The organism is Catenuloplanes atrovinosus (assembly GCF_031458235.1).
Taxonomy (GTDB): Bacteria; Actinomycetota; Actinomycetes; order Mycobacteriales; family Micromonosporaceae; genus Catenuloplanes; species Catenuloplanes atrovinosus.
This window is the reverse complement of record NZ_JAVDYB010000001.1, coordinates 6,232,327-6,245,527: the sequence shown is the minus strand read 5'-3', so window position 1 is coordinate 6,245,527 and position 13,201 is coordinate 6,232,327. Positions and strand designations below refer to the sequence as shown.

13 protein-coding genes are annotated in these 13,201 nt (G+C 72.4%); 9 read left to right on the top strand and 4 right to left on the bottom strand.

Translation table 11 applies throughout. From position 1 onward, the window contains the following. Positions 1 to 83: 83 nt before the first annotated feature. The 5 genes from cobC to J2S41_RS27610 all read left to right on the top strand — a co-directional run bounded on the left by cobC (position 84) and on the right by J2S41_RS27610 (position 4,058). The gene (gene cobC, locus J2S41_RS27630) at positions 84 to 1,166 is read left to right on the top strand and encodes an Rv2231c family histidinol phosphate aminotransferase CobC (protein ID WP_310371889.1); all 1,083 of its coding nucleotides are present in this window, start codon (positions 84 to 86) and stop codon (positions 1,164 to 1,166) included. Beyond that, the gene (gene cobT, locus J2S41_RS27625) at positions 1,150 to 2,193 is read left to right on the top strand and encodes a nicotinate-nucleotide--dimethylbenzimidazole phosphoribosyltransferase (RefSeq protein ID WP_374728172.1); all 1,044 of its coding nucleotides are present in this window, start codon (positions 1,150 to 1,152) and stop codon (positions 2,191 to 2,193) included. Before cobC ends, cobT begins: the two co-directional genes overlap by 17 nt. Beyond that, complete coding sequence (gene cobA / locus J2S41_RS27620; RefSeq protein WP_310371887.1) at positions 2,190 to 3,449, top strand: uroporphyrinogen-III C-methyltransferase; 1,260 nt, start codon at positions 2,190 to 2,192, stop codon at positions 3,447 to 3,449. The genes cobT and cobA overlap by 4 nt, the downstream gene beginning before the upstream one ends. A 36-nt stretch (positions 3,450 to 3,485) precedes the next feature. Beyond that, on the top strand, positions 3,486 to 3,737 hold the full coding sequence (locus tag J2S41_RS27615) for a hypothetical protein (protein WP_310371885.1): 252 nt from the start codon (positions 3,486 to 3,488) through the stop codon (positions 3,735 to 3,737). Between the two features lie 186 nt (positions 3,738 to 3,923). Continuing rightward, positions 3,924 to 4,058 (top strand): hypothetical protein, encoded by a 135-nt coding sequence (locus J2S41_RS27610; RefSeq protein ID WP_310371883.1) that lies wholly within the window; start codon positions 3,924 to 3,926, stop codon positions 4,056 to 4,058. Positions 4,059 to 4,631: 573 nt separating this feature from the next. On the opposite strand, the gene otsB is transcribed toward J2S41_RS27610, so the two are convergent. The 4 genes from otsB to J2S41_RS27590 form a co-directional block, all read right to left on the bottom strand. Beyond that, positions 4,632 to 7,235, bottom strand: a complete 2,604-nt coding sequence (otsB, locus tag J2S41_RS27605) for a trehalose-phosphatase (protein ID WP_310371881.1) — start codon at positions 7,233 to 7,235, stop codon at positions 4,632 to 4,634. Continuing rightward, positions 7,232 to 8,626, bottom strand: a complete 1,395-nt coding sequence (locus J2S41_RS27600; RefSeq protein ID WP_310371879.1) for an alpha,alpha-trehalose-phosphate synthase (UDP-forming) — start codon at positions 8,624 to 8,626, stop codon at positions 7,232 to 7,234. Before J2S41_RS27600 ends, otsB begins: the two co-directional genes overlap by 4 nt. A 157-nt stretch (positions 8,627 to 8,783) precedes the next feature. Next, positions 8,784 to 9,185 (bottom strand): hypothetical protein, encoded by a 402-nt coding sequence (locus J2S41_RS27595; RefSeq protein ID WP_310371878.1) that lies wholly within the window; start codon positions 9,183 to 9,185, stop codon positions 8,784 to 8,786. Continuing rightward, complete coding sequence (locus tag J2S41_RS27590) at positions 9,182 to 9,457, bottom strand: hypothetical protein (protein ID WP_310371876.1); 276 nt, start codon at positions 9,455 to 9,457, stop codon at positions 9,182 to 9,184. The genes J2S41_RS27595 and J2S41_RS27590 overlap by 4 nt, the downstream gene beginning before the upstream one ends. A 155-nt stretch (positions 9,458 to 9,612) precedes the next feature. Between J2S41_RS27590 and ettA the strand changes: the two genes are divergently transcribed. From ettA to J2S41_RS27570, 4 genes are all read left to right on the top strand, one after another. Then, positions 9,613 to 11,289 (top strand): energy-dependent translational throttle protein EttA, encoded by a 1,677-nt coding sequence (gene ettA, locus J2S41_RS27585; protein WP_310371875.1) that lies wholly within the window; start codon positions 9,613 to 9,615, stop codon positions 11,287 to 11,289. 70 nt (positions 11,290 to 11,359) lie between these two features. Then, positions 11,360 to 11,806, top strand: coding sequence for an acyl-CoA thioesterase (locus J2S41_RS27580; RefSeq protein WP_374728171.1), 447 nt, complete (start codon positions 11,360 to 11,362; stop codon positions 11,804 to 11,806). Continuing rightward, entirely contained in the window at positions 11,803 to 12,486 is a 684-nt protein-coding gene (locus J2S41_RS27575) for a DUF8185 domain-containing protein (RefSeq protein ID WP_310371873.1), read from the top strand. Before J2S41_RS27580 ends, J2S41_RS27575 begins: the two co-directional genes overlap by 4 nt. 131 nt (positions 12,487 to 12,617) lie before the next feature. Next, positions 12,618 to 13,190, top strand: a complete 573-nt coding sequence (locus J2S41_RS27570; RefSeq protein WP_310371871.1) for a type III secretion system chaperone family protein — start codon at positions 12,618 to 12,620, stop codon at positions 13,188 to 13,190. Positions 13,191 to 13,201: the final 11 nt, after the last annotated feature.

Below are 13,201 nucleotides of genomic sequence, written 5' to 3'. Positions count from 1 at the left end.
CTCACATCTCGCCTGGCGGGCTGTGAGGGCGCCGTACCCCTGCCGCATGCTGTTGTGTACTTCTGCGACGGAGGGAGTACGGATTGCACGAGGAGCTGGGCCACCACGGTGACGCGGAGGTGGCGCCCGGGCTGGTCGACCTGGCCGTGAACGTGCGCCGCGACCCGATGCCCGAGTGGCTGTCCGCGCCGATCCTGGCGTCGCTGTCCGCGCTCGCGGCGTACCCCGACCCCGGCCCGGCCACCGCGGCGATCGCCGCCCGGCACCGCCGCCCGCCGGAGGAGGTGCTGCTCACCGCCGGTGCCGCCCAGGGCTTCGTGCTGCTGGCCCAGGCGTTGCGCGACGCGCGCTGCCCGGTCGTGGTGCACCCGCAGTTCACCGAGCCGGAGGCGGCGCTGCGCGGCGCCGGGCACGACGTCCGGCGGGTGGTGCTCCCCGGCGACTTCACGCTCCCGCCCGACCTCCCGCTGCCGGACGGCGCGGACCTGGTCTTCATCGGCAACCCGACGAACCCGACCTCGGTGCTGCACCCGGCGGACCGGATCGCGGCGCTGGCCGCGCCCGGCCGGGTGCTGGTGGTGGACGAGGCGTTCGCGGACAGCGCGTACCGGCCCGGCCTCGACCGCGAGCCGGAGTCGCTGGCCGAACGGCGCGACCTGCCCGGGCTGGTCGTGGTGCGCAGCCTGACCAAGACCTGGGGGCTGGCCGGGCTGCGGGTCGGCTACCTGCTCGGGCCGGCCGACCTGATCGCGCGCTGCCGGGCCGTACAGCCGCTCTGGCCGGTCTCCACGCCCGCGCTGGCGGCGGCGGAGGCGTGCGCGTCCCCGGTGGCGGTCGCCACCGAACGCGAGATCGCCGCGCGGCTGGCCGACGATCGGCGATACCTTGTGCACCGGCTTCGCGCGCTGCCGGGCGTGACCGTGATCGGCGCACCGGCCAGCGCGTTCGTCCTCGTCAGGGTCGCCGGGGCGGACAAACTGCGGCTCGCGCTGCGGGAGAACGGCGTCGCGGTACGGCGCGGCGACACGTTCCCCGGGCTGGGACCGGACTACGTGCGCGTCGCGGTGCGGGACACTGCCACCACGGACCGTTTCCTGGCGGTGCTCCGTACCCTGCTGGAGGTCGACGGCTTCGAGGAAAGGGCTGATCATGCGGGAGACGCTTGACGCCATCCGTCCGCCGGACGAGGAGGCGATGGCGGCCGCCCGGGCGCGGCACGACCGCCTCACCAAGCCCGCCGGCTCACTCGGCGCGCTGGAGGAGCTCTCCATCCGCCTGGCCGGCCTGGCCGGGACCTGCCCGCCGCCGCTGCCCGCGCCGGCCGCGGTCGCGGTCTTCGCCGGTGACCACGGCGTCCACGCCCAGCGCGTGTCGCCGTGGCCGCAGGAGGTGACCGTGCAGATGGTGGCGAACTACCTGGCCGGCGGCGCCGTGGTCAACGCGTTCGCCCGGGAGGTCGGCGCCGGCGTGCACGTGGTCGACGTGGGCGTGGCCGCCGACCTCGATCCCGCGCCCGGCCTGATCGTCGCCAAGGTGCGCCCCGGCACCGACGACCTCGCGGTCGGGCCCGCGATGAGCGAGGCGGACGCGCGGGCCGCGATCGAGGCCGGCATCCGGGTCGCGGACCGGCTGGTCGCGGACGGCGCGAGAATCCTGATCGCGGGCGACATGGGCATCGCGAACACCACCCCCGCCGCCGCGCTGATCGCGGCGTTCACCGGGCGGGACGCGGCCGAGGTCACCGGGCGCGGCACCGGCATCGACGACTACACCCTTCAACTCAAGACCTCGGTGGTACGGACCGCGCTGCGCCGGCTGCCGGCGGACCCGGACCCGCTGCGCGTGCTCGCCGAGGTCGGCGGGCTGGAGCACGCGGCGATCGCCGGGTTCATGCTGGCGGCGGCGGCGCACCGGGTGCCGCTGATCGTCGACGGGGTGAACACGCTGGCCGGCGCGCTCGTCGCGGCCGCGCTGCATCCCGGCGTGACGGCCGCGCTCGTGGCCGGCCACCGCTCGGTCGAGCCGGGCGCCACCGCGGCGCTCGCCCACCTCGGCCTCGACCCGCTCATCGACCTGCACATGCGGCTCGGCGAGGGCACCGGCGCGGTGCTCGCGCTGCCCATCGTGGCCGCCGCCGTCCGCGTGCTGCACGAGGTCGCCACCTTCGACTCCGCCGGAGTGACCGAGAAGTGACCGAGCTCTACCCCCTCGCGCTGCGCCTGACCGGCCGGAAGGTCCTCGTGGTCGGCGGCGGCGCGGTCGCCACCCGCCGCGTCCCCGCGCTGCTGTCCGCGGGCGCCCGCGTGCTGCTCGTCTCCCCGCACCTCACGCCCGCGCTCCGGTCGCTGGTCGACGCGGGCCGGATCACCTGGGCCGAGCGGCGGTTCCAGGCCGAGGACGTCGACGGCGCCTGGCTGGTCCAGGTGGCGGTGGACGACAACCTCGCCGCCGCCGCGGTCAGCGCCGCCGCGCTGGAACGGCGCGTGTTCTGCGTCCGCGCGGACGACCGTGACGCCGCCACCGCCTGGACGCCCGCTGTCGCCCGGCACGGGCAGGTGACGGTGGCGGTCACCGCCGGCGGCGATCCGCACCGCGCGCAGGTCGTCCGGGACGCCGTGCGGGACGGCCTGGCCGACGGCACGCTGCCCGGCTGCCACGTGCCGGACACGCCCGCCTCGTTCCGCGGCCCGGCCCCGGAGACCGCGGCCGCACCCGGGCGGGTGGCGCTGGTCGGCGCCGGGCCGGGCGACCCGGAGCTGATCACGGTCAAGGGACGGCGGCTGCTCGCCACCGCGGACGTGGTGGTCGCCGACCGCCTGGTGCCCGGCCTGCTGCTCGACGAGTTGCGGCCGGAGGTGGAACTGGTCGACGCGTCGAAGATCCCCTACGGGCCGGCCAAGGCGCAGGAGGAGATCAACCGGATTATCGTGGACCGCGCGCGGGCCGGCTCGTTCGTGGTGCGGCTCAAAGGCGGCGATCCGTACGTGTTCGGCCGGGGCGGCGAGGAGGCCGTGGCGTGCGCCGAGGCGGGCGTGCCGGTCATCGTCGTACCGGGGGTGACCAGCTCGATCGCGGCGCCGGCGGTGGCCGGCATCCCGGTCACGCACCGCGGGGTGGCGCACGAGTTCACCGTGGTGTCCGGGCACGTCGCGCCGGACGACCCGACGTCGCTGGTCGACTGGCCGTCGCTGGGCGGCATGCGCGGCACGGTGGTGATCCTGATGGGCCTGAAGAACCTGCCGAAGATCGCGGCGACGCTGATGGCGCACGGCCGCTCGGCATCGACGCCGGCGGCGGTGGTCCAGGAGGGTACGACCAGCGAGCAGCGCGTGGTCAAGGCCGCGCTCGGCGACGTGGTGGAGAAGACGGCCGCGGCCGGCATCCGGCCCCCTGCGATCGTCGTGGTGGGCGACGTGGTCAACGCGCTCGCGACGGTGCCGGTCGCATAGTCAGCGATCAACGTCGATGTCGGTTACCGTGCCGGCATGATTGCCAACCTCGTGGCCGGCGCCGCGCTCGCGGTCGTGACCGGCCTGTCCGGAGTCGCCGAGGAACCCGAGCGGTTCCTCGGCAAGGGGATGAGCAAGTTCGGACTCGCCTACTACTACGCGGTCGAGGACGCGATGGAACAGGCGGAGCGGGCCGGATACGCCCGGGTGGAATGCGTCGAGGTCGACATGTACGAGTGGCCCCTCTACGAGATCTGGGTGTGGTTCGACTGCACCCACGAAACCTGACCACCACCCGATTCCGGGCGTCCTGCCGCGGACCCGGCCGGGGTGGCCACCGCGGAACCGCCGGGACGCGATCGGTTCGGCGCGGGTGACCGTCCCGGACCCGGCCTGAGGTGATCGGCTGCGTCGGACAGTGCCGACCCGCCTTCGCCTTGCCGTAGCCGGATCGGCGGCCGGGTTCCCCCTGCCATGCCGCCGACGGTCTCGGTGCTCACCTGCCGGGTGGTTCCCGGCCGCGCGTTCTGCGAGTCACGGTGGGTGCTCGCCTGCCGGGTGGTTCCCGGCCGCGCGTTCTACGAGTCGCGGTGGGTGGTCGGCGACTAAAGATACGTAAAGCACCTAATCGGCGACTTATAACGTGCTCCACGTATCAGTAACCAGTCGATCATGCGGCGGTTCGCCGACCGGCATGCCGGCGACCCCTGAGCGGCATACCGGCTTTGCGGCATAACGGACGCGCTCGCCGGTACTGGAAGCGGAAGTGCGGGGTGGTGGGGCGCTTCCGGTTACGCAGCGTGCAGGGCGAACGGTCATGGTCGGCCGTCACCGAGCCGCGCGGGACCGGTGCCCGCGGAGCATGCCAAAGTGGCCACACCGGAAGCGGGAAGAGGAAGAACCGCGGCACACAACGAAGATCGCGGTAGCCGCTGAATCCGGTCGCGCGGCGGCAGCCGACCGGAAGGCGGGACCGGCCAGGAAGGCGGGACCGGCCAGGAAGGCGGGACCGGCCAGGAAGGCGGGACCGGCCAGGAAGGCGGGACCGGCCAGGAAGGCGGGACCGGCCGGAAGGCGGGACCGGCCGGAAGGCGGGACCGGCCGGAAGGCGGGACCGGCCGGAAGGCGGGACCGGCCGCCGCGATGGGGATCGCGGCGGCCGGTGAATCGGTCAAATGGTGGTCAGGCCGGGGTGAGGACGTTGTTGAGGAGCAGGGCGCAGCGGACCAGGCCGAGGTGGCTGTAGGCCTGCGGGTGGTTGCCCAGCCCGCGCTCGGCCATCGGGTCGTACTGTTCGGGCAGCAGGCCGGTCGGGCCGGCCGTGTCCAGCATCTGCGTGAACAGTTCCTCCGCGTCGGCCCGGCGGCCGGTGCGTAGGTAGGCCTCGATCAGCCACGCCGTGCAGATGTGGAAGCCGCCCTCGCGGCCGGGGAGACCGTCGTCCCACCGGTAGCGGTAGACGACCGGCCCGGACCGCAGGTCCGCCTCGATCTTGAGGACCGTGGCCAGGAAGCGCGGGTCGTCGTCGGGGAGCAGCCCGGAGAGGCCGATCCACAGCGACGACGCGTCCATGTCCTCGTCACCGTAGGCGACGGAGTAGGCGCCGACGCCCTCGTGCCAGCCGTGCTCCAGCACGTCCGCGCCGATCTTGTCGCGCAGTTCGGCCCACTCGGGCCGCGGGGCGCCGCCGTGGCGGTCGACCATGCGGACCGCGCGGTCCACGGTCATCCAGCACATGACCTTGGAGAACACGTGGTGCCGCGGCGCAAGGCGGGCCTCCCAGATGCCGTGGTCGGGCTCGTGCCAGCGGCGCTCGACGGCCTGGACCATCGACTCCAGCAGGCCCCACTCCTCGTCGCGGACCGAGCCGCGCGCGTCGGCGACGGCCGCGATCAGGTCCGCGACCGGGCCGAAGATGTCCAGCTGGAGCTGGTGGTTGGCGAGGTTGCCGACGCGGACCGGGCGGGAGCCGGCGTAGCCGGGCAGCGTGTCGATGACCGCCTCGGCACCGAGCTCGTAGCCCTCGACCGTGTAGAGCGGGTGCAGCCGCTCCGGGTGGCCGCCGCTGCGTTCGACGCAGCCGTCGACCCAGCGCAGGAACGCCTCGGCCTCGCTGAGCGAGCCCAGGTCGACCAGCGCGCGGGCGGTCATCGCGGCGTCGCGGAGCCAGCAGTACCGGTAGTCCCAGTTGCGGACGCCGCCGACCTCCTCGGGCAGCGACGTGGTGGCCGCGGCCAGGATCGAGCCGGTGGCCTCGTGGGTGAGGCCGCGCATGGTGAGCGCGCTGCGCAGCACCAGGTCACGGGCGACGGACGGCAGCGTGAGCGTGTTCGCCCAGTCGCGCCACGGGCGTTCCGCGTCCTCCTGGCGGGTCAGCGCCGGGATGCCGGTGTGCGCGAGGTCGTGCGACCCGAACCGCAGCTCCAGCACGACCTCGCCGCCGGCCTGGCTGAGGTCGACGACGGCGCGGGCGGTGTCCCGGTCGCCGTCCGACTCGACGGTCCAGGTGACGCCGGGGGAGTAGAGCGCGACCGGCTCGTTGGAGCCGAGCACCAGCAGGCCGTCGCCGGCCGGCTGAAGCTGCACCGCGACCTGGCCGAACTCGGGGCGCGGCGCGAACTCGAGCCGGACCCGGCCGTGGCCGGAGACGCGGCGGATCAGCGTGGAGTCGGCGGTGGCGACGGTCAGTTCGCCGGTTTCGTCCTCGTGCACGCTGGTGTCGAGCCAGTCCGTGACCGTCAGGCCGGACCAGCGGGTCTCCACGGTCATGGTGCCGGGCCGGTAGCGCTGGCCGAGCGGGATGCCGCCGCGCTCCGGCGCGACCGAGAAGTAGCCGGCCGGGTTGCCGCCGAGCAGGTCCGCGAAGATCGCCGAGGCGTCCGGGCGGGGGTGGCACAACCAGGTGACCTTGGCCTCCGGCGTGATCAGCGCGACGGTACGCCGGTTGGAGAGCATCGAGTGGCGCTCGATCGGCACCGCGTGCTCGCCGAACAGCCAGTTGCGCCGCGTCTGGAGCACCAGCGCGAGCAGCCGGGCGGCCTCGATCGGCTCGCCGACCCGGAAGCCGGCCCGGGTGTCGCCGCTGCCGATCTTGATGCCGACGTCCGGGCCGTGCAGCGTGCCGAACGCGTCCTCGTCGGTGACGTCGTCGCCGATGTAGAGCACCGCGCTGGCGCTGAGCTGGCTGCGCAGCTGGTCGATGGCGGTGCCCTTGTGGGTGGTGACCACGGAGAGCTCCAGCACCTCCTTGCCGCGCTTGACGTAGACGCCGGGCCAGGTGGCGGGGCCGGCCTCGATCGCGTCCACCACCTGGCGGGCGACGATCGGCTCGGCGCCGCGGTAGTGCACCGCGATGCTGGCCGGCTTCGCCTCCAGCCGGATGCCGGCCCGGCCGCCGGCGATCGCCCGGATCTCCATCTGCAGCCGGGTACGCACCTCGATCAGCTCGGGCGCGAGCCGCTCGATGAAGCCGATGTCGAACTCGGAGCCGTGGCTGCCGACGAGGTGCACCTCGCTGGGCAGCCGGGAGAGCGTCGCCAGGTCGCGCAGCGCGCGGCCGGACACGACCGCCACGGTGGTCTGCGGCAGCGCGGCGAGCGCACGGATCGCGGCGACCGACTCCGGCAGCGGTACGGCCCGGGCGTGGTCCTCCACGATCGGGGCGAGCGTGCCGTCGTAGTCGCAGGCGACGAGGAGCTGCGGGACGCGGGCGATCCGCCCGATGGCGGCGCGCAGGTCCGGGTCGAGCTGAGGACCCCGGAGGTCGAGGTCGAGCGGAGACGTCACGCCGCCTCCGGAACGCCGAGCTCGTTCAGGAACGAGCGAGCCCAGTGTTCGACGTCGTGAGCACGCAGGTGGCGCTGCATGATGCGCATCCGGCGACGAGCCTCGGCGGGCTCGATGCTCACGGCGCGCAGCAGCACCTCCTTGACGCCCTCGGGGTCGTGTGGGTTGCACAGAAACGCTTGACGCAGCTCGGTCGCGGCACCCGCGAACTCGCTGAGCACCAACGCGCCGCCGGTGTCGGCGCGCGAGGCGACGTACTCCTTGGCCACCAGATTCATTCCGTCTCGCAGAGGGGTAACCATCATGACGTCGGCCGCGCTGTAGAGCGCGGCCAGTTCACTGCGACTGTACGACTGGTGGAGATAGTGGACCGCGGGTACGCCCACCCGTCCGAACTCGCCGTTGATCCGCCCGACCTCGCGCTCAACCTTGACTCGTAGCGCCTGGTAATGCTCGACTCGCTCACGGCTCGGGGTGGCGACCTGCACCATGACCGCGTCCGGAACTGTCAGCTTTCCGTCAGAGAGCAGTTCGCGGAAGGCCTTGAGCCGCAGCTCGATGCCCTTGGTGTAGTCCAGCCGGTCCACGCCCAGGATCACCGTCTTCGGATTGCCCAGCTCGCCGCGGATCTCCTTGGCCCGGGCCTGGATCGCCGGGTCCGCGGCCATCTGCTCCATCTGCGCCGTGTCGATCGAGATCGGGAACGCACCGGCCTTCACCTGGCGGCCGTCGACCTGGATCATCTGGCCCTCGTAGCGGAGGCCGAGCAGGTGCCGGGCGAGCCGGATGAAGTTCTGCGCGGCGAGCCGCTGCTGGAAGCCGACCAGGTCCGCGCCGAGCAGGCCGCGCAGGATCTCCGTGCGGAACGGCATCTGCATGAACAGCTCGATCGGCGGGAACGGGATGTGCAGGAAGAAGCCGATCTTCAGGTCCGGGCGCAGCTCGCGGAGCATGGCCGGGACCAGCTGCAACTGGTAGTCCTGCACCCAGACGGTGGCGCCCTCGGCCGCGACGTCCGCCGCCGCCTGCGCGAAGCGCTGGTTGACCGCCCGGTACGTCTCCCGCCAGGACCGCTTGTAGGCAGGCGTCTCCACCGCGTCGTGGTAAAGCGGCCAGATCGTCGCGTTCGACTGGCCCTCGTAGTAGCGCTCCAGCTCGACCGCGCTCAGCGGCACGGGGTGGATGTTGATGCCCTCCAGCTCGAAGGGCTCCGGGGCGTCGCCGGTGCCACCGGCCCAGCCGATCCAGGTGCCGCGGTGCCGCACGAGCACCGGGTGCAGCGCGGTGACCAGTCCGCCGGGGCTCGGCCGCCACTGGCGTCCCTCCGGGGTGGTCACCTCATCCACGGGCAGGCGGTTGGCGACGACGACGAAGGAACTACGCTCGGCCACGTTCCGTACACCTCCGGTGTAATGCGGGGTTCCGGCTGAGCCTACTGTCCGGTGGTTGACATTCGGCGTCGCCGGTCAAACCATGGAGTGCCACACGGCGCGGCGACCCAAACGCGCGGGTGACCCGACCGACATCACACGTCGGGCCGGGTGCGGCTCAGACCTCGATGATCGGCCACTCCTTCGGCAGGACGCGGGTCGCGACCTCGCGGCGGGTGGTGACCAGGGGTGCGTGCCGGGAGACCGCCTCCAGCAGCGCGTGCGCGAGGTCGGGCTGCTCGGTGATCCGGCTCCAGCCGCCCAGCACCGGCGCGTCGCCCGGGACGACGGGCGGGATCAGCGCGGTCGGCAGGTTCATCAGGATGTCGAGCCGCAACGCCTGCTCGGGAGTGGCCTCCCGGTATGCCGCGGCCAGGCAGAGCGCGGGCACCACGGCCCACTGGTGGCGCAGCGCGGCGCCGGCGAGCAGGCCGCCCACGTCGATCGACTCACCCCCCATGTACGCCGTGATCGCGCCGGTGTCCAGCACGGCGGCGACCGCGGGTGAGGCGTGGGTCACGGCAGCTCGCCGCGGCGCGCGCCGGCGATCAGCTCGTCGGCCTGCCGGCGAAGGTCCGTGCTCATCTGGCGCTGCGCCTCGTGCAGCCGCTCGAAGCCGGCCTCGGCATGGCCGACCGTCAGCTCGTAGCCGGCCTGGCCGAGCAGCTCGACGGTGCGCTCGCGATCCATCTGGCGCCGGATCGCCGTGGCGACGTAGGCCGACACGTTGGCCTCCCGGCTGAGGCGGGCGGCCACGTCGTCGGGCAGACTCACGGTCAGCTTCTTGGTCATACCGGCGACGCTATCCGGTCATACCGTCGTGCGCAAGGGGGGTGTGCGCGCTGCCCACCCGACCTGTCAGGATTGACACTGTTGTCTGCTGCCCTCGGCAGAAGCCGGCCCGCCAGTCGCCGGACATTCACACAGACTCGGAGGTAGGGCGCACCGTGGCCCAGTACATCTACGTCCTGGAAAAGGCGCGTAAGGCGCACGGCGACAAGGTCGTGCTCGACAACGTGACGCTGAGCTTCCTGCCCGGTGCCAAGATCGGTGTGGTCGGCCCCAACGGCGCCGGTAAGTCCAGCCTGCTCAAGATCATGGCCGGGCTCGACCGGCCCAGCAACGGCGAGGCCCGCCTGATGCCCGGCTACACCGTGGGCATGCTGGCGCAGGAGCCGCCGCTGAACGACGCGAAGACCGTCCTCGGCAACATCGAGGAGGCGGTCGCGGAGACCAAGGCCAAGCTGGAGCGGTTCAACAAGATCGCCGAGCAGATGGCGACGGACTACTCCGACGAGCTGATGGAGGAGATGGGCAAGCTCCAGGAGGAGCTGGACCACGCGGACGCGTGGGACATCGACGCCCAGCTCCAGCTCGCGATGGACGCGCTGCGCTGCCCGCCGCCGGACGCGGACGTCACCCAGCTCTCCGGTGGTGAGCGCCGCCGCGTCGCGCTGTGCAAGCTGCTGCTCGAGGCGCCCGACCTGCTGCTGCTGGACGAGCCCACCAACCACTTGGACGCGGAGAGCGTGCAGTGGCTGGAGCAGCACCTCGCCAAGTACGCCGGCACCGTCCTGGCCATCACCCACGACCGGTACTTCCTGGACAACGTGGCCGGCTGGATTCTGGAGCTGGACCGCGGCCGGGCGATCGGCTACGAGGGCAACTACTCGACCTACCTGGAGAAGAAGGCGGCGCGTCTGGCGGTCGAGGGCCGCAAGGACGCCAAGATGAAGAAGCGCCTCTCCGAGGAGCTGGAGTGGGTCCGGTCGAACGCGAAGGCGCGCCAGACCAAGTCCCGCTCCCGCCTCGACCGGTACGAGGAGATGGCCGCCGAGGCGGAGAAGACCCGCAAGCTCGACTTCGAGGAGATCCAGATCCCGCCGGGCCCGCGCCTGGGCAGCACGGTGATCGAGGTCAACGGCCTGGTCAAGGGCTTCGACGGCCGCACGCTGATCGACAACCTGTCGTTCTCGCTGCCGCGTAACGGCATCGTCGGCATCATCGGGCCGAACGGCGTCGGCAAGACCACGCTGTTCAAGACGATCGTCGGCATCGAGCAGCCGGACTCCGGCTCGGTGAAGATCGGCGAGACGGTCCAGCTGTCCTACGTCGATCAGAACCGCTCGGGCCTGGACGGCGACAAGACGCTGTGGGAGGTCGTCTCGGACGGCCTGGACCACATGATGGTCGGCAAGGTCGAGATGCCGTCCCGCGCCTACGTGGCCGCGTTCGGCTTCAAGGGCCCGGACCAGCAGAAGCCGACGAAGATCCTCTCCGGCGGTGAGCGGAACCGGCTGAACCTCGCGCTGACGCTGAAGATCGGCGGCAACGTGATCCTGCTCGACGAGCCGACCAACGACCTCGACGTCGAGACGCTCTCCAGCCTGGAGAACGCGCTGCTGGAGTTCCCCGGCTGCGCCGTGGTCATCTCCCACGACCGGATGTTCCTGGACCGTGTCGCCACCCACATCCTGGCCTGGGAGGGCGACGACGAGAACCCGGCGAAGTGGTTCTGGTTCGAGGGCAACTTCGAGGCGTACGAGAAGAACAAGGTCGACCGGCTCGGCGCCGATGCCGCCCGTCCGCACGCGGTGACGTACCGCAAGCTGACCCGCGACTGAGGCCCGGCCTGGAGGGCGCCCGGCGGTCGGCCGGGCGCCCTCGTCATGAGGAACCACGAGGGGGTACGGCGTGCGCTTCGTCCACCACTGCGCGCTCCGCTGGTCGGACATGGACGCCTACGGCCACGTCAACAACACGCGCTTCCTGACGCTCTACGAGGAGGCCCGGGTCGCGCTCATCCACGCGCTGGCCAGGGAGCGCGGCGGCCCGTCGCTGGTCGACGAGGGCACGGTGATCGCGCGTCACGAGATCGACTACCTGCGCCCGGTGGTCTACCGCTCGGACGCGGAGGCCGTACCGCCGCCGCCGGTGGTGCGCATCGAGCTGTGGATAGAGAACCTGCGCGGCGCCCAGTTCACCGTGGTCTACGAGCTGTTCGACGGCGAGCGGCTGGCCAGCCGCGCCCGCACCGTCTGCGTGACCTACGACCTGGCCGCGGGGCGCCCGCGCCGGCTCACCGCGATGGAGACGGAGTTTCTCGGGCGGTACGCGGCGGCGGCCGTGGTGCCCTCGTGAGCGGCGTGGTGGCGAGCCACGGCGTGACCGGCGCGCAGGACGCGGGCGCGTTCCTGGTGCGGCTGACCCGGCTGGACCCGGGCGCGGTGGTGCGGCTCCGGTCGTACCGTGGCCGCACCGACCTGTGGGCGATGCTCCCGTGGAACGTGCTGGTCTCCCGCTCGGTGGACGGCGAGGGCCCGGGCGACGCCACGGTCGTGGCCGCGGACCTGCTCTCCCAGCTGGCGCGTGGCGGCCGTTCGCTGCCGGCGCGCCGCGACGCGGACTGGCGCTGGGGCCTGCCGCCGGAGGGGGCCCGCTCGGTGGAGCGGTTGCCCGCGGCGGAGGTGCGCCGGATCGCCGCGGCCGCGGCCGGGACGCTGCGGGACGCGTCCGAGCACGGCGTCGGCGGGCAGCCGGTGGGCGCGCGGGCGCTGCGCGACGCACTACTCGATCATGTAGCAATCGTGGTCACAACGGACAGCACGGAGCGTATCGAAATATCTCAACGTCTTGTCCAGGGTGTTACGCGCATGGGCTTTCTGGGTGGACGGCCGTCATCCGAAGAGTCCGATCTGTCCGATGTGCACGTCCGGGTGGCCGGCCGTTGGGTCGGTTTGGCAGCTCCGTACGGCGTGGCGTGGCTACCGGCGGTGAATCAGCTCGGCCTCCGACCGGCCACTCCTCATACGTTCGGCTGATGCTTGATGGTCCGTTTGGTTTTGTGCGGGCGTTGGGGGGATGACCTCAGGCGACGATCCGGGTAGCGTCGGGCCTCGGGTCCAACGCAACGTAGGCGGCCGGATCCGCTGGGGAGTGAGGTGCGCAAGCGATGCCGTGGTGGTCATGGCGCCCCGGTCACGCCGGTGGCGGCGAGCCGGAGTCCCGAGGGGGAACGTCGACGGACAGCAAGGTGCGGGTGGGAGTCACCCCGCCTGCTCAGCGCGAACCGGAGAGATTAGTCCCCACCGTCGAGCTGGCGCCCGCGGTCGCGCCCGTGACGCTGCGCCGGGTCGGCGACGCGCTCGACATGCTCGACATCCGCTACCTCGCCGACGGCGACGGCAGCCTGCTCGCCATGTGGGAGCGGCACGCGGTGCTGTTCACGCTGGAGGGCCCCGACGACGAGATCCTCGTGATGCGCGCCCGCCCGCACTCCACCGTCCCCCCGGACTGGGCCGACCGGGCATACCGCGTGGTCAACGAGTGGAACCACACCCGCCGCTTCTGTAAGGCGTACGTCGGCGACCCGACCGAGCGCGGCCAACTCCCGATCTACGCGGAGCTCCAGGTCCCGCTGGGCGCCGGCGCCCACGACGCCCTCCTCGTCGAGATGCTCGACTGCGGCGCGGCCGTCGCCACCTCCTTCGTCGACTGGCTCCACGACGAGGGCGCACTCCTCTGACCCAACCCTTT